Here is a 15,952-nt window from a genome sequence, read left to right as displayed (position 1 = left end):
TTCCCTGCCTAGTAACCTAAACCGTGATCAAATCCATATAGCACACTGCCATCATGGTTGTAAATTGTTACTGGAAGTTTTCCAGTTGGATTGTTTTTACCGAAAATTGTATTTGCTGCTGCTTCGAAGCTTGCAGGTCTGAAACCATATTGAACCAGATAGGCATCTACATCTGAATAGGACATAACATCATATGGATTTCTAGCCCCAACCGCAATGACAGGCACACCAGTCTCGATGAGTTGTCTTGTCATCACCATTTGTGATGCGTCTTGAGCTCTGCCCCCAACACTAGAGGTATAGGTTCCAGCAATGATGTATTTCGCGTCCTTCACTTGAGCCAATTGTGCAGCATTAAGCGGACCTGAAGCATTTATATACACTGCGCCAGGATGGTGCTTTTGAACTTCTGCTGCAAGAAGATTAATGGAGAATCCAGATCCACCAACCACAACAATTTTATCCTCAGGAGAAACAGTAAGTGGAAGCACATTACTATTTTTCACAAGCGTAATGGATTTAGCAGCAGCTTCTTTTTCTATTGCTTTATGAGCTGCAGATCCTACCACCTGAATCGCGTTAGCTACTTTCTCATCAATGCTCTTCTCTACCTCTGGCTTAACGATGCCTCTATTTAATTTTAAGGTTAAAATCCGCTCTACTGACTGTTCAAGTCTATCTTCTGAAATATCGCCTGAGTTCACAGCATCATAAAGTCCATTTGCTACATCTACGATTCCAACTGGCATTAAAAGTATGTCGGCTCCCGCTTTAACTGCACGGATTGCCGCATCAACAGGACCAAAATGATCTGCGATTGCACCCATATTCATTGCATCCGTTACGATAACCCCTTTAAAGCCCATTTCTTCGCGCATAAGACCCGTTAATATCTTGTGGGAAAGTGTTCCTGGTACAGCAACTTCTGTTCCGTCCTTTTTAGAGATTGCTTTCGTATCATCAATCTTTGGGAATGTCACGTGTGCTGACATAATCGCATCAATTCCCGCATCCATTGCCTGTTGGAAAGGATACAATTCTACATTCTTCAAACGATCAATATCATGAGGTACCGATGGAAGTCCTACATGTGAATCCACCGCAGTATCTCCATGGCCCGGAAAATGCTTTGCTGTTGCTGCAGTGCCCGTTTCATGGAGCCCTTTAATATAGGCATTTCCTAGGTTAGCTACTAACTCAGGATCCTCGCCAAAAGACCGAACACCGATAACCGGATTATCTGGATTATTGTTTACATCCAGTACAGGTCCAAAATTCATATTGATTCCAAGAGCGTTGAGCTCCTCGCCAATTGCCTGCCCAACCTTTTCAGCTACCTCCTCAGAGCGAGTTGCTCCAAGTGCCATATTTCCTGGCATGTCGGTACCGGTTTGCAGACGTGTCACGATTCCACCTTCTTGGTCAATCGAAATTAATAGTCCGTATTTTTCTGCAGCATCTTGATAGGCAGTAACTAACTTAGTTGTTTGTTCAGCTGTTACCGTATTTTCACGGAATAAAATCACACCGCCAAGATGATAATCATTTACAAGCTTGGCAATTTCGTCGTTCATTTCTGTTACGTTTTTACCATTCCAATTTCTAAAGTCAGGCATAAGCATTTGTCCGACCTTTTCTTCCATGGTCATTTGCTCGATGGCGTTGCCGATTAGATCATAACGAGCACCTTTTTCTTTTTCAACATGAATTTTATCTTGATTTCCCTTGATTTGAATTGAAATTCTGTCCTTATTGCTGCCATCGCTGACAGAGATAAATGTTTTACCATTGTGACCGGATAATGTTACAACCCCATCTTTCGATACAGAGGCAACATTCTTATTAGAAGACTTCCATTTTACGTTCTCAGAAGCCAGCATAAAGCGGCCATCATCATAAACATGAAGTGCACTTAAATCAAGTTTGTTATCCTTTACTTCCCTTGTGACCTGCGGAACATTAAGGTCAATTACTAAATCCTCGATCCCCGTAGCAGCAGTTGCCCCCGCAAGCGGGATTCCCGTTAATAATAGAGCAAATGATAGAAACGAGATGATAAATGTCTTTAAAAGTTTTCGCATGTTTCTCCTCCTCAAGTTATTCTTTAATTAATAGTCTCTTAGTTCCCATTCATTATTTTCAAAAGAAAGAGTATCTCCTGAATCCAGTTTTGGATTCTGAATATACCAGCCGCGGGAATTTGTTGAACTATCGGTTCCATAGACAAACCGTAATTTTGTCGCATCACTAGGTATAGCCAATTCTTTCTTTTCCCATCCATTGCTAGTGCCTGTAAATAGTGCAAGCTGGTGCCAGCTGCCATCTCTAAAAATCGCTACTGTTCCCATATCCCATACATTCTCAATCATATGCCATGTTGAGAATGTGAGTTTGGTATCCTTAGATAATTGAAGGTCTGTTTCCATTACTCGATTTAGCTTGTCGCCATACCCTGCAAACCAAGCATCACTCTTACCAGGAATCGAGACAGGAATCGAATCGGCTACATTTCTAGCAAATAAGCGACGGGTTTGATTCAATGACCCCATATTTCTAGAAGGATGGACACGGTTGGTCAGTAAAATCGCTACTGTTTTATTGTTCGGGCTTACTAAAATCGAAGTTCCAGTATACCCTGTATGGCCAAAAGAGTATGTACCTTCTGATAAGGCATCCATATACCAGCCCTGCCCTAGCTCCCAGCCAAGTCCATGGTCATTCCCAGGGAATGCAGTATTCTGGTTTTGTAGCAGCAACTGTACTGTTTCCGACTTCAAGATAGTTTTGCCACCATACTTGCCTTCATTAATAAAAATATGGGCAAGCTTAGCCAAGTCATTAGCGGTTGAGAACACACCGGCATGTCCAGCAACCCCATCCAATGACCAAGCATTCTCATCATGAACTTCTCCCCACACAAGTCCGCGATTTGGTATGGCCTGGTATTCTGTTGCCGCAATCCGGTGTTTTAAAGATGCTGGAGGATTATACATCGTATCCTTCATTCCTAAAGGTTCTGTGATGTGCTCACGAACGAATTCATCCTGGCGCTGTCCGGATAGGTGCTCAATTAACATTCCTAATGTAATCATGTTTAAATCACTGTATTCGTAAGTTGTACCGGGTACATTTTTCAGCGATTGGTTTAATACCAACCTCAGCCGATCTTCTCTTGAATTTCCTTTTGAATATAAAGGGATCCAAGAGGTGAACCCAGAAGTGTGGGTTAGCAACTGGCGAATGGTTACGTTCTCCTTACCGTTGGCAGCAAATTCCGGAATATGCTTTGCCACCGGATCATCAAGATTGAATAATCCTTTTTCAAAAAGAATCATCACGGCCGTAGCAGTGAAAATCTTACTGATAGACGCTAAATCAAAAATCGTGTCGGTTTCCATAGGAATTGGATTGTCCATTTCGGTAAATTTATCATCGGTGTATTGAGCTGAATAGCCATAAGCGTCATGTTTCACAATTTTACCAGCTCTTGCTACAAATGTGACAGCGCCTGGCATTAACTTCTGTGAAATTGCTTGGTTCATAACTCGATCGATTTGCTGGAGTGGAGCTTCCACCATCCCTGCTCCTCGTGCAGAGCTTGGGTGAAGTACGCTCGAAACTGGGATGACAGTCGAATTCCATGTAAAGACAGGGTGTGGTTTCTTTGATGGGAATGTGAGTTTTTCTACCTTTTCAATCGTTGGGTCTTTAGGATGGTCATTGTTGGCAAATACGGTTGATGTGCCTAATAGCAATGTACAAACTGCAGAAATCATAATCGTTTTACTTTTCATACATCCTCCTTTATACAATTGATTGAATTGTAGGCGGGGATTTCCCTTATATATACCAAGATTCTGGTAACGCTTACAACTTATATTAAAAGTATATAGGTAATGATGTGTGGTGGTCTATACCACTTAAGTCACATAACAGATGTTTCTACAGGTCAAAAGGATTAAGACATTAGCATTATTTTTTAAAATATTCGTAAAAAAAGTGAAATTATATTTCAGTATTTAGTAAATGGGGTGAATTCTCAAAAGATGGGGTCCATAGCATATTAAAACATAAAAAAGACTCCCAACCAAATTGGTTGAGAGCCTTTGAATGTTGAAGATTAACGTTTTGAGAACTGAGGAGCACGACGCGCACCTTTAAGACCGTATTTCTTACGCTCTTTCATACGTGGGTCACGTGTTAATAGTCCTGCACGCTTTAATGTTGGACGATATTCAGGATCAACTGTAAGTAATGCGCGAGCAATACCATGACGGATTGCGCCCGCTTGACCTGTATATCCACCGCCGCTTACGTTTACAAGAACATCGTAGCTGCCTGTTGTTTCAGTAGCAACTAATGGTTGGTTTACAACCATACGTAAAGCTGCAAATGGGATATATTCTTCGATGTCACGTCCGTTAATTGTGATTTTACCTGTACCTGGAACTAAGCGCACGCGTGCGACAGAGCTCTTACGACGACCAGTACCAATATATTGAACTTGTGCCAAGTTAATTCCCTCCCTCTTTATTAACCGCGAAGTTCGTAAACTTCAGGTTGTTGTGCTTGGTGCGGATGTTCTGCGCCAGCATATACGTGTAATTTTTTGAACGTTTGACGGCCAAGAGAATTCTTTGGAAGCATACCTTTAACAGCAAGCTCGATCATTTTCTCAGCATAGTTCGTACGCATTTCAAGAGCAGTTCTAGTCTTTAAACCACCTGGATGCATAGTGTGACGGTAGTAAATCTTGTCAGTTAATTTCTTACCAGTTAATTCAACTTTAGAAGCGTTAAGAATGATAACATGATCACCAGTGTCAACATGTGGTGTAAAAGTTGGTTTATTTTTACCACGTAAGATTGCTGCTACTTCAGAAGCAAGACGTCCAAGAGTTTTGCCTTCAGCATCAATCACGTACCATTTACGCTCGATATTGTTGGCGTTAGCCATAAACGTTGTACGCATGAATTTCCCTCCTAATTTAAATCCATTAAAGATTATTTTTTCGCACCATCATAGTCATTAACGTTTGTTCTGTTCCGGGAAAAAACGTTAACGTCATTGTGCGTCAATTTTTAAGTTCATATTATTTTCAATCACGATGAAGACTTTCCGGGGCTTAATCGTGGGATTAAAAACACAACCATATAATATAATAAGTTCTTTAGAGAAAAAAGTCAAGGAAATGTTACACCAGGTTGTGTTGTTAGTAAAATTTTTTTTAATAAAATACCTGCCATAGATACAATCCTTGTCCTGGTGCGGTTTTCCCAGCATAGCGACGATCCTTTTTTTCGAGTATCTCCACTATTTCCTCTGGTTGACGCTTTCCAGAACCAACCTCAATTAAAGTTCCTACTAAAATTCTAACCATATTATATAAAAAACCATTCCCGATAAAACGAAAGCTTACACGCTCTTCATCCAGTGAAATCTCAATGGTTTCTATCGTTCTAATCTTATCTTCTACTTCCGTTCTTGCTGAACAAAAACTAGAAAAATCATGGGTGCCTAATAAATAAGCAGATGCCTCTCTCATGGCACCTAGATTTAGAGGATAAGGGTAGTGAAAGGAATAATTCCGTTGAAATGGGTCCCTTTTCAGTGATTGATTCAAAAAGTAACGGTATTCCTTTCCATTTGCATCGAATCGAGCATGAAAGACTGAATCAGCCTCTTCAACACGTAGGACAGAAATATCTTCTGGCAGCATAGAATTTAATGCAAACTCCCATTTTTCCATAGGAAGGGATAACGGCGAATCAAAATGAATCACCTGTCCCTTTGCATGTACCCCCGCATCCGTTCTTCCGGATGCAGAAATTTTCACATGACTGCCCTTATGCATTTTGGTTAATACAGCTTCTATTACACTTTGAACGGTCCGTTTCTTTGGTTGAACCTGATATCCAGAGAAACCAGAACCATCATAAGCAATAATGCATTTATAACGATTCATTATTTAGCTCCATTATGAACGTAATAGGATTAATAATATAGTCAAAATAACAAGAATCAAAAGTTGCAGGGTGTCAGAGTGTTTCCAGCTTAGCAGTCGATATTTTGTTCTGCCCTCACCGCCACGGTACCCTCTCGCTTCCATCGCAATAGCAAGCTCCTCAGCACGCTTAAAGGAGCTAACGAAAAGGGGGATAAGTAATGGAATGACAGCTTTGATTCTTTCCTTAATAGGACCGCTTGAAAACTCAACCCCGCGTGCAATTTGAGCTTTCATAATCTTATCCGTTTCCTGCATTAGTGTTGGAATAAAACGTAAAGAAATGGACATCATTAAGGCCATCTCATGTACAGGGAACCGGACCTTTTTCAAAGGGTGCAAAAGTGTTTCCAGACCATCGGTTATTTCAATGGGTGTCGTGGTTAAGGTGAGCAGACTGGTCATTAATATTAAGAAAAAGAATCTCATTGAAATAAAAATACCCTGTCTGACTCCTTCTTCATAAATCTTTATCGGACCCAGTTCATACAATAGACTTCCTTCTTTCGTGAAGAAAACCTGTAAGAGCAAAGTAAATAGTACTAACCAGAGAACAGGTTTTAAACCTGCATACAGAAAGCGAATGGGAATTCGTGATAAACCAAGCATAAGAAAAGTATAAATTCCAATAAGAACATAGGTAAAAAAATTATTTGCAAGAAAGATGATACATACAAATAAAAAAATAATAATTAGCTTAGATCTAGGGTCCAGTCGATGTATTAAACTATCAGCGGGTACATATCTTCCAATAATCATTTTATCCATCATACCGGTGCACCTCTTAACAATTCTACAACCGCAGATGATAGTTCCTCGATTGATAAATAGGTTTTTTCTAACTTCAGCCCTACCTTTTCTTCAAAACTTCGTTGAAAACGTACCACTTCTGGTACATCCAATCCCATTTCAACAAGTTCAGTAACCGAGGAGAAAATTTCAACAGGTGTCCCTTGCTTTACAACATGTCCTTGCTGCATGATGACAATTTGATCAGAATACCTCGCCGCATCTTCCATACTATGTGTTACTAGTATGGTAGACAAATTTCTCTTTTTATGAAGTGAATAAAACATATCCATTATCTCTTTACGTCCTCGCGGGTCAAGACCAGCCGTTGGCTCGTCAAGGACAAGACAGTCTGGTTCCATTGCCAGAACACCAGCAATAGCAACACGGCGCATTTGACCGCCAGATAAATCAAATGGAGACTTTTCTAGTATTTCCTCAGCGAGTCCAACTTGCATTAAAGCAAGTCGTGCTCTCTCTTTTGCTTCTCGTTCTGAAACACCGAAATTCATCGGACCAAAAATAATATCCTTTTCCACAGTTTCCTCAAATAACTGATGCTCAGGAAATTGAAAAACAATCCCTACTTTTTGTCTAATCTGTCTTAAATTCTTATTCTTCTGCTTTGCTTTGATTTCATGGCTGCCAATCATTACTGTTCCTTCTGTAGGTATTAGCAAGGCATTTAAATGCTGCAACACAGTAGACTTTCCTGAACCAGTATGACCTATTAAAGCCATGTATGTTCCTGTCGGGATGTTAATAGACACATCTTCAATAGCTAAACGTTCAAAAGGCGTGTTTGCTTGATAACGATACTCTATATTTTGGAGCGAAATGTCCATAACTCATTCACCAACTCTTCTTCCGATAAATAGTGCTTCGATAAGTCAATTCCTTTTTGACGGAATGCATTACTCATTTTAATTGAAAAAGGTATATCTAGCCCTAGATGAACCAATTCATCATCCAATGAGAATATGTCCTCTGGAGTTCCCTCGCGGTAAACTTCCCCATGATTCATCACAATAATTCTGTCGGCTTTTGCAGCTTCTTCTAAATCATGAGTAATGGAGATGACAGTGAGAGACTTTTCATTCTTTAAAGTACGGACAGTCTCTAAAACTTCCTCTCTTCCTTTCGGGTCGAGCATAGAAGTTGCCTCGTCTAAAATAATAATTGATGGTCTCAATGCAAGAACACCAGCAATAGCAACACGTTGCTTTTGTCCTCCAGAAAGATGGTGCGGCTCTTGATTAAGAAATTGATCCATTTTAACTTTTTTTAAAGAATCCTCTACCCTAAAGATCATATCATCCCTTGGAATTCCATGGTTTTCTAAACCAAAAGCCACATCATCCTGAACAGTCGTACCAACAAACTGATTATCAGGGTTCTGAAAAACCATCCCTAATTTCTTTCTTATATCCCAAATGGAATCTTCATTTAATTGAATTCCACAAACTGTAATCTCACCCGTCTGCGGAAATTGTAAACCATTTAAAAGCTTTGCCATCGTAGATTTACCTGAACCATTATGACCAACAATCGCTAACCATTCCCCTTCAAAGATGTCAAAACTTACATTCTGAAGTGCGTAGCTGCTCTGATTTTCATATTGAAAAGACACATTCTTTAGTGATACAACGGCCTCTCTCATATAAATCTTCTCCTCTCGTCTCATCTATGCAAACAATACTAAGCTAGGCTCGTAGAATACAAAAAAAGCCTGCACCTCACCCCAGGGCAGCTGACGATTTAATCTGCCACGTAAACGGGATTTCTAAAAAAGAAATAGGAGGAGGTGCATGAGCTAGACGAGACGTGAAAAAGATAATAAAAGAATTCGATTTATCTTTCAAAGGAGAGTAATTTCTCCTTCCTATGCCCTAATAATATAAGGTCACGCTCATCATAACACTCTTTTTGGCTTGGTTCGTACATTATTAGATTTTATACAGAAAAAGGGCTCAAGAACAAGTTTGTAACTAAACTGTCCAGCGCCCTTGTTGTCTGCTTTCAGGTATTAAACTAACTCGATAATTACCATTGGTGCACCATCGCCGCGGCGTGGTCCAAGTTTCATAATACGAGTGTATCCACCTTGACGCTCAGTATATCGTGGAGCGATATCAGTGAAAAGTTTTTGCAGTGCATCTGTACCTTTTTCAGCATCAGCAACTTCATTACGAACGTAAGAAGCAGCTTGACGGCGAGCATGTAAGTCACCACGTTTACCTAAAGTAATCATTTTCTCAACAGTACCACGAAGTTCCTTCGCGCGAGTTTCTGTTGTTTCAATGCGCTCATTGATAATTAAATCTGTAGTTAAATCACGTAGCATAGCTTTACGCTGTGCACTAGTGCGTCCTAACTTTCTGTATGCCATGAAGGGTTCCCTCCTTTGTTGAAGTCATTAAACGGATTAGTTATTGAGCAGGAATGAAGCTAATCAGTCATCCTTACGTAAGCCTAATCCAAGCTCTTCTAGTTTCGCCTTCACTTCTTCAAGTGATTTGCGGCCTAAGTTACGAACTTTCATCATATCTTCTTCAGTCTTATTAGCTAATTCCTGAACAGTGTTGATTCCAGCACGCTTTAAGCAGTTATATGAACGAACTGATAAATCTAGTTCTTCGATCGTCATTTCAAGGACTTTTTCTTTCTGATCCTCTTCTTTTTCGATCATAATCTCAGCATTTTGTGCTTCGTCAGTTAAACCAACGAAAATATTTAAATGCTCGGTTAAAATTTTCGAACCTAGAGCTATAGCTTCCTTTGGCCCTGTGCTTCCATCTGTCCAAACATCAAGCGTTAGCTTATCATAGTTTGTCATTTGACCCACACGAGTATTTTCTATCTGATAGGACACACGAGAGACTGGTGTGAAAATAGAATCAATTGGAATGACACCAATTGGCTGATCCTCACGCTTATTTTGCTCAGCAGGTGTATAACCACGGCCTCGCTTAGCAGTTAAACGCATGCGAAGATGACCACTTGAAGCCAATGTAGCAATATGAAGATCAGGATTTAAGATTTCAACATCACTATCATGAGTAATGTTTCCAGCTTTAACAGGACCTTCACCCTGAACATCAATCTCAAGAGTTTTCTCTTCATCAGAGTAGATTTTTAAAGCTAATTTTTTAATGTTTAATATGATGGATGTTACATCCTCTACGACGCCTTCAATTGTTGAGAACTCATGAAGTACCCCATCGACCTGAATCGATGTAACAGCGGCACCTGGGAGTGAAGATAATAGGATACGACGTAAGGAGTTACCCAAAGTGGTACCATATCCACGCTCAAGTGGTTCTACGACGAACTTCCCGTACTTGGCATCATCGTTGATCTCAACCGTTTCGATTTTTGGTTTTTCTATTTCGATCATCAAATAACCCTCCTTCAAAACGTCGAAACCTCGATTAGTAAAAAATCTAATCGAAATTCCCCCATGTATACGTTCCCGTTTTGTGCACAACAACTGGAATAAATCTTCTGTATGAACTACAAAATTTTAGTATCATATCCCATTATTGACAGGGATACAAATTCTATACAGAAAAATTAAACACGACGGCGTTTTGGTGGACGGCATCCGTTATGAGGAACAGGAGTAACGTCTTTAATTGCAGTTACTTCAAGACCTGCAGCTTGCAGCGCACGAATAGCAGCCTCACGACCAGCACCTGGTCCTTTAACTGTAACTTCTAGAGTTTTCATACCGTGTTCGATAGATGTCTTAGCAGCTGTTTCAGCAGCCATTTGGGCCGCGAATGGTGTAGATTTACGAGAACCTCTAAATCCAAGCGCACCAGCACTAGACCAAGAAATAGCATTACCATGAACATCAGTAATTGTTACGATTGTATTGTTAAATGTTGAACGGATATGTGCAATACCTTGCTCAATATTCTTTTTAACACGACGTTTACGTGTATTAGTTTTACGTGCCATTTAAATAACCTCCTTTGCCGATTACTTCTTCTTGTTCGCAACAGTCTTACGAGGACCTTTGCGTGTACGAGCGTTGTTTTTCGTGTTTTGTCCACGAACCGGTAAACCACGACGATGACGTAATCCGCGGTAGCAGCCAATCTCCATTAAACGCTTAATGTTAAGAGAAATTTCACGGCGAAGGTCACCTTCAACTTTTAATTTGTCGATGATATCACGGATTTTGTTTAGTTCGTCTTCAGTTAAATCACGCACTCGAGTATTTTCAGAAACACCAGCATCTGCTAATACTTTTTGTGCAGTATTTTTACCAATACCATAAATGTAAGTTAAAGAGATAACTACACGTTTTTCACGTGGAATATCTACACCAGCAATACGTGCCATAAATGAGCGCACCTCCTTCAAGATTAACCTTGTTTTTGTTTATGTTTAGGGTTTTCACAGATAACCATGACTTTACCGCGTCTACGGATAACTTTGCACTTTTCGCAGATCGGTTTAACAGATGGTCTTACTTTCATTATCCTAACCTCCTTAGTAATACGGAGTGCAAGCAATTATTTAAAGCGGTAAGTAATTCTTCCGCGTGTTAAGTCATATGGAGAAAGCTCGACAGTAACTTTGTCACCCGGAAGGATGCGAATGAAGTGCATTCGGATTTTACCAGAAACATGAGCTAGCACGGTATGACCATTTTCTAATTCTACCTTAAACATTGCATTTGGCAAAGTTTCAATTACTTTACCTTCAATTTCAATTACATCATCTTTGGCCATTAATTCGTCTCCCTTCTCATTTCAACTATTACATTCGAAAATGCAAAGCAAATACTTTTCTTTCGTACAAAACATTAGCAACCTTTTAATATTAACATAATGTTCTACTTCTGTCCGCAAGTAAATTCTACATTAAATGGAATAACAATTTCCACATGTAAGTCTTGCCCAACTCTCGGTCCTACATACTCAGTACAATAGAAAAGCCATTTACATCCACATACTTTTGAAGTTTATTGAAGAGATGTTCGAGAGTCGACCTACGATTAAACTAATGGCCATTAACGTAAGTCCCTAAGCAATTGCTCAATATCAGCAAATACTTTATTAATGTCCTGCTGTCCATCAATTGTGCGAAGGTAACCTTTTGTTTCATAGAAAGTAAGTAATGGTTCTTGTTGTTTGATATTGACGTCTAATCGATTTTGAACAGTTTCAGCATTATCATCTGCACGTTGGTAGAGTTCTCCACCACATTTATCGCAAACTCCCTCACTTGTTGGAGGATTAAATACTAAATGATACGTTGATCCGCATTCTTTACAAATACGACGACCTGTCAGACGATCCATTAAAATACTTCTATCAACATTTATATTAATTACATAATCAATCTTTTTTTCTAAATCGGATAATAGACTTTCCAATGCTTCTGCTTGAGGTACCGTCCTAGGAAAGCCATCAAGTAAAAAACCATTTTTACAGTCATCTTTACTTAACCGTTCACGAACAATGCCGATTGTTACTTCATCAGGAACAAGTGCGCCTTTGTCCATGTAAGACTTAGCTTCTAAACCTAGTTCTGTTCCTTCTTTCATCGCTGCACGGAACATATCTCCTGTAGAGATATGAGGGATGCCGTATTGTTCTACGATTTGTTCGGCTTGAGTACCTTTTCCGGCACCTGGAAGCCCCATTAATACTAAATTCACACGTGTTCCCCCTCGTGCTATTTATGGGTTTTAGGGAACACAAGTCCCCAAAACCTTTTATTTAATAAAGCCTTTATAATGACGTTTAACTAGCTGCGCTTCAAGCTGTTTCATCGTATCAAGTGCAACCCCGACAACGATTAAAAGACTAGTTCCACCAATTTGAGCTGATTGCGGTAAATTCGCCACATTAATAAAAATGATTGGCAGAATTGCAATTACGGTTAAGAAAAGCGCACCCACAAAAGTTAAACGATATAAGACGCGTGTTAAATATTCCTGTGTACTCCTGCCAGGTCTAATACCTGGAATATAACCGCTTTGTTTTTGTAAGTTTTCTGCAGCCTGTTCAGGATTAACCTGAATGAAAGCATAAAAGTACGTAAAGGCAATAATCAGTGCAGCATAAAGAGTCATCCCAATCGGATGGGAATAATCAAATACTCTTGTAATCCAAAGGGTTACATCATTCGTAGGAAAGAATGAAGCTATGGTTCTTGGAGTTACAATAAATGATACTGCAAAGATTACAGGAATTACACCAGCAGCATTTACTTTTAACGGCATATGAGTGGATTGTTGTGCACCTGCATTACGTCCGTTTATAGACCGTTGTTTAGCATACTGAATTGGAATTTTTCTAATTGCTTGTTGAATGAAAATAGTACCTACAACAATCGCTATTACAGCTATGAGAATTAACACAACCGTAATAATACGGAGGAATAACTGCTCACCAGCATTTTCAAACTGCTGTACATAGATCTGATTAACGGTATTAGGAATACTTGCAACGATACCTGCAAAGATAATGATGGAAATACCATTCCCAACACCCTTCTCGGTAATTTGCTCACCTAACCACATCAGAAATGCAGTACCAGCAGTTAATACAACTGCAATTAATAAGTAAGTACCAATTCCAGGATTTTTGATCAATTGTCCGCTCGCCATACTATTAAAGCCGTAGGACATACCTAAAGCTTGAATAAAGCCAAGAACAATTGTGAAATATCGAGTAAACTGAGCTAACTTACGACGACCAGAATCTCCCTGCTTTGACCATTCCGTAAATTTCGGAACTACATCCATTTGTAAAAGTTGAATTATAATGGAAGCAGTGATGTAAGGCATAATACCCATAGCAAGAATGGAGAAGTTTTGCAACGCTCCACCGCCAAAGGTATTTAAGATTCCAAATACACTTAATTTATCTTGTGCTGCCAAAATTTCAGCATTTACATTAGGAACAGGAATAAAACTGCCTAGTCGAAATACGATTAACATTAAAAGAGTGAAAACAATTTTTCTTCTAATTTCAGCCACGCGCATAAAATTGGAGATTGTCTGGAACATTAGATCACCTCAGTAGTTCCACCTACAGCTTCAATTGCTTCTTTGGCGGTAGAGGAGAATTTATGAGCTTTAACAGTAAGTTTTTTCTCTACGTTCCCTTTTGCAAGAATCTTAATTCCTGCTTTTTCATTCTTAACAACACCAGTTTCAATTAGAAGTTCTGGAGTAACTTCTGTACCCTCTTCAAACTGATTAAGAACATCAAGGTTTACAATTGCATATTCTTTACGACTGATATTAGTAAAACCACGTTTTGGCAAACGACGGAATAAAGGTGTTTGACCACCCTCGAATCCTAGACGGACACCACCGCCGGAACGAGCATTTTGACCTTTATGACCTTTACCAGCAGTCTTACCTTGACCAGAACCGATACCGCGTCCTAAACGTTTACGTTCTTTACGAGAACCCTCAGCAGGCTTTAGTTCATGAAGTTTCATATTGGCACCTCCTTATGAAAGAAAACAATCTATTATTGTTCTTTTACTGTTACAAGGTGAGCAACTTTTGTAATCATACCGCGGATTGCAGCATTATCTTGGTGCTCAACTGTTTGATTTAATTTGCGTAAACCTAAAGCAGTAACTGTTGCGCGTTGGTCTTCAGGACGACCAATTACGCTGCGGTTGAGGGTAATTAATAGTTTGTTTGCCATTTGATTTCCCTCCTTATCCTAGCAGTTCTTCTACTGATTTACCACGTAACTTGGCTACGTCTTCAGCACGTTTTAATTGTTTTAGACCATCAATCGTTGCACGTACCATATTAATTGGAGTGTTAGTTCCTAGAGATTTAGAAAGGATATCTCCTACCCCGCCTAATTCTAGAACAGCACGAACTGGACCGCCAGCGATAACTCCTGTACCTTCAGAAGCAGGCTTTAGAAGAATTTCACCAGCACCAAAACGTCCAATAACTTGGTGAGGAACAGTAGTTCCAACCATTGGCACTTCGATTAAGTTCTTCTTAGCATCTTCGATTGCTTTACGAATCGCATCTGGTACTTCTTGAGCTTTACCAGTACCGAAACCAACATGACCGTTTTTATCCCCAACTACTACTAGAGCAGTGAAGCGAAAACGACGACCACCCTTAACAACTTTCGCTACACGGTTAACCGTTACAACGCGTTCTTCTAGTTCAAGTTTGTTTGGATCAATACGACGTATCATTTATGTGTCCCTCCTTTGTCTATTAAAATTGTAAGCCGTTTTCACGGGCTGCATCAGCTAGTGCTTGGATACGGCCATGGTAAAGGTATCCTCCACGGTCAAAGACAACAGCAGTGATACCTTTTTCTACCGCACGTTTAGCGACTAATTCTCCGACCAACTTAGCTGCATCAACATTGCTTGTAGATTCAAGGTTAAGATCCTTTTCCATAGTAGAAGCACTTGCTAATGTAACTCCACTCATGTCATCGATTAATTGAGCATATAGATGCTTGTTAGAACGAAACACATTTAGACGTGGACGAGCTGCAGTACCGCTAAGTTTCGCACGAACACGAGCATGTCTCTTCTTGCGACTAGCATTTTTGTCAAGCTTCGTAATCATTTACGTCACTCCTTTCGTTTACCTATGCGGCATTACTTACCTGTTTTACCTTCTTTACGACGAACAAATTCGCCTTCGTAACGAATTCCTTTGCCTTTATAAGGCTCTGGAGGACGAACTTGACGAATATTGGCTGCTAATGCGCCAACACGTTCTTTGTCAGTACCTTTAATCGTAATCTTTGTATTAGCTGGTACTTCTACTTCAAGACCACTTTCAGGTTCAATCTCAACTGGGTGAGAATATCCAACGTTTAATACAAGCTTGTTACCTTGCTTTTGGGCACGGTAACCAACCCCGATTAGTTCTAATTTTCTTTCAAAGCCCTTGGAAACACCTTCAACCATGTTCGCGATTAAAGCACGAGTTGTACCGTGCAATGCGCGGTGTTCTTTCACATCAGTTGGACGAGTGATTGTAACTAGGTTTTCTTCGATTTTAATTTCGATATCTGGATTAAAAGAGCGAGTAAGTTCGCCTTTTGGTCCTTTAACAGTAACGGTACTATTATTTAAAGTAACCGTAACTCCTGCAGGGATTTCAATAGGTTTTTTTCCTACGCGAGACATTAA

General features: G+C 39.8%; 21 protein-coding genes. All 21 read right to left on the bottom strand.

Going from position 1 to position 15,952, the window contains the following annotated elements; translation table 11 throughout:
* Positions 1-8 precede the first annotated feature (8 nt).
* The gene (locus tag QNH48_RS00980; protein WP_283953408.1) at positions 9-2,081 is read right to left on the bottom strand and encodes a glycoside hydrolase family 3 protein; all 2,073 of its coding nucleotides are present in this window, start codon (positions 2,079-2,081) and stop codon (positions 9-11) included.
* Positions 2,082-2,108: 27 nt separating this feature from the next.
* Complete coding sequence (locus QNH48_RS00975; protein ID WP_283953407.1) at positions 2,109-3,794, bottom strand: serine hydrolase domain-containing protein; 1,686 nt, start codon at positions 3,792-3,794, stop codon at positions 2,109-2,111.
* Positions 3,795-4,120: 326 nt separating this feature from the next.
* Positions 4,121-4,513, bottom strand: a complete 393-nt coding sequence (gene rpsI, locus QNH48_RS00970; protein ID WP_034676157.1) for a 30S ribosomal protein S9 — start codon at positions 4,511-4,513, stop codon at positions 4,121-4,123.
* A 20-nt stretch (positions 4,514-4,533) separates the two neighbouring features.
* Positions 4,534-4,971 carry a 50S ribosomal protein L13 gene (gene rplM / locus QNH48_RS00965; protein ID WP_090767691.1) on the bottom strand — a complete coding sequence of 146 codons (438 nt, stop codon included), beginning with the start codon at positions 4,969-4,971 and terminating at the stop codon, positions 4,534-4,536.
* 256 nt (positions 4,972-5,227) lie between these two features.
* Complete coding sequence (gene truA / locus QNH48_RS00960) at positions 5,228-5,965, bottom strand: tRNA pseudouridine(38-40) synthase TruA (RefSeq protein WP_283953406.1); 738 nt, start codon at positions 5,963-5,965, stop codon at positions 5,228-5,230.
* Positions 5,966-5,977: 12 nt separating this feature from the next.
* Entirely contained in the window at positions 5,978-6,775 is a 798-nt protein-coding gene (locus QNH48_RS00955; protein ID WP_283953405.1) for an energy-coupling factor transporter transmembrane component T family protein, read from the bottom strand.
* Positions 6,772-7,638: an energy-coupling factor ABC transporter ATP-binding protein gene (locus QNH48_RS00950; protein WP_283953404.1), complete on the bottom strand. Its 867-nt coding sequence runs from the start codon at positions 7,636-7,638 to the stop codon at positions 6,772-6,774. Before QNH48_RS00950 ends, QNH48_RS00955 begins: the two co-directional genes overlap by 4 nt.
* Positions 7,614-8,453 (bottom strand): energy-coupling factor ABC transporter ATP-binding protein, encoded by an 840-nt coding sequence (locus QNH48_RS00945; RefSeq protein ID WP_283953403.1) that lies wholly within the window; start codon positions 8,451-8,453, stop codon positions 7,614-7,616. Before QNH48_RS00945 ends, QNH48_RS00950 begins: the two co-directional genes overlap by 25 nt.
* Positions 8,454-8,819: 366 nt before the next feature.
* Positions 8,820-9,182 carry a 50S ribosomal protein L17 gene (rplQ, locus tag QNH48_RS00940; RefSeq protein WP_133371732.1) on the bottom strand — a complete coding sequence of 121 codons (363 nt, stop codon included), beginning with the start codon at positions 9,180-9,182 and terminating at the stop codon, positions 8,820-8,822.
* A gap of 63 nt (positions 9,183-9,245) precedes the next feature.
* Positions 9,246-10,190, bottom strand: coding sequence for a DNA-directed RNA polymerase subunit alpha (locus QNH48_RS00935; protein ID WP_045516506.1), 945 nt, complete (start codon positions 10,188-10,190; stop codon positions 9,246-9,248).
* 176 nt (positions 10,191-10,366) lie between these two features.
* A complete protein-coding gene (gene rpsK / locus QNH48_RS00930; protein WP_066072366.1) occupies positions 10,367-10,756 on the bottom strand; it encodes a 30S ribosomal protein S11 in 390 nt (129 codons plus the stop codon).
* Positions 10,757-10,777: 21 nt separating this feature from the next.
* Positions 10,778-11,143: a 30S ribosomal protein S13 gene (gene rpsM, locus QNH48_RS00925; protein ID WP_133371731.1), complete on the bottom strand. Its 366-nt coding sequence runs from the start codon at positions 11,141-11,143 to the stop codon at positions 10,778-10,780.
* Positions 11,144-11,166: 23 nt separating this feature from the next.
* Positions 11,167-11,280, bottom strand: coding sequence for a 50S ribosomal protein L36 (gene rpmJ / locus QNH48_RS00920; RefSeq protein WP_000868344.1), 114 nt, complete (start codon positions 11,278-11,280; stop codon positions 11,167-11,169).
* A 36-nt stretch (positions 11,281-11,316) separates the two neighbouring features.
* Positions 11,317-11,535 carry a translation initiation factor IF-1 gene (gene infA, locus QNH48_RS00915; protein WP_007085268.1) on the bottom strand — a complete coding sequence of 73 codons (219 nt, stop codon included), beginning with the start codon at positions 11,533-11,535 and terminating at the stop codon, positions 11,317-11,319.
* A gap of 281 nt (positions 11,536-11,816) precedes the next feature.
* A complete protein-coding gene (locus QNH48_RS00910; protein ID WP_095250612.1) occupies positions 11,817-12,467 on the bottom strand; it encodes an adenylate kinase in 651 nt (216 codons plus the stop codon).
* Between the two features lie 57 nt (positions 12,468-12,524).
* Positions 12,525-13,823: a preprotein translocase subunit SecY gene (gene secY / locus QNH48_RS00905; RefSeq protein ID WP_133371729.1), complete on the bottom strand. Its 1,299-nt coding sequence runs from the start codon at positions 13,821-13,823 to the stop codon at positions 12,525-12,527.
* Positions 13,823-14,263: a 50S ribosomal protein L15 gene (rplO, locus tag QNH48_RS00900; protein WP_095250614.1), complete on the bottom strand. Its 441-nt coding sequence runs from the start codon at positions 14,261-14,263 to the stop codon at positions 13,823-13,825. Before rplO ends, secY begins: the two co-directional genes overlap by 1 nt.
* A gap of 32 nt (positions 14,264-14,295) precedes the next feature.
* Positions 14,296-14,478, bottom strand: coding sequence for a 50S ribosomal protein L30 (gene rpmD, locus QNH48_RS00895; RefSeq protein WP_034676120.1), 183 nt, complete (start codon positions 14,476-14,478; stop codon positions 14,296-14,298).
* Between the two features lie 13 nt (positions 14,479-14,491).
* Positions 14,492-14,992: a 30S ribosomal protein S5 gene (gene rpsE / locus QNH48_RS00890; protein WP_082799596.1), complete on the bottom strand. Its 501-nt coding sequence runs from the start codon at positions 14,990-14,992 to the stop codon at positions 14,492-14,494.
* A gap of 25 nt (positions 14,993-15,017) precedes the next feature.
* Positions 15,018-15,380, bottom strand: a complete 363-nt coding sequence (gene rplR / locus QNH48_RS00885) for a 50S ribosomal protein L18 (protein WP_095250615.1) — start codon at positions 15,378-15,380, stop codon at positions 15,018-15,020.
* 32 nt (positions 15,381-15,412) lie between these two features.
* Positions 15,413-15,949, bottom strand: coding sequence for a 50S ribosomal protein L6 (gene rplF / locus QNH48_RS00880; RefSeq protein ID WP_034676111.1), 537 nt, complete (start codon positions 15,947-15,949; stop codon positions 15,413-15,415).
* Between the last annotated feature and the right edge of the window lie 3 nt (positions 15,950-15,952).

The sequence above is a fragment of the Neobacillus sp. YX16 genome, from assembly GCF_030123505.1.
In the GTDB taxonomy this organism is placed as follows: Bacteria; Bacillota; Bacilli; order Bacillales; family Cytobacillaceae; genus Neobacillus.
The sequence above is the reverse complement of the archived record's forward strand: the minus strand, read 5'-3'. Positions and strand labels throughout refer to the sequence as shown.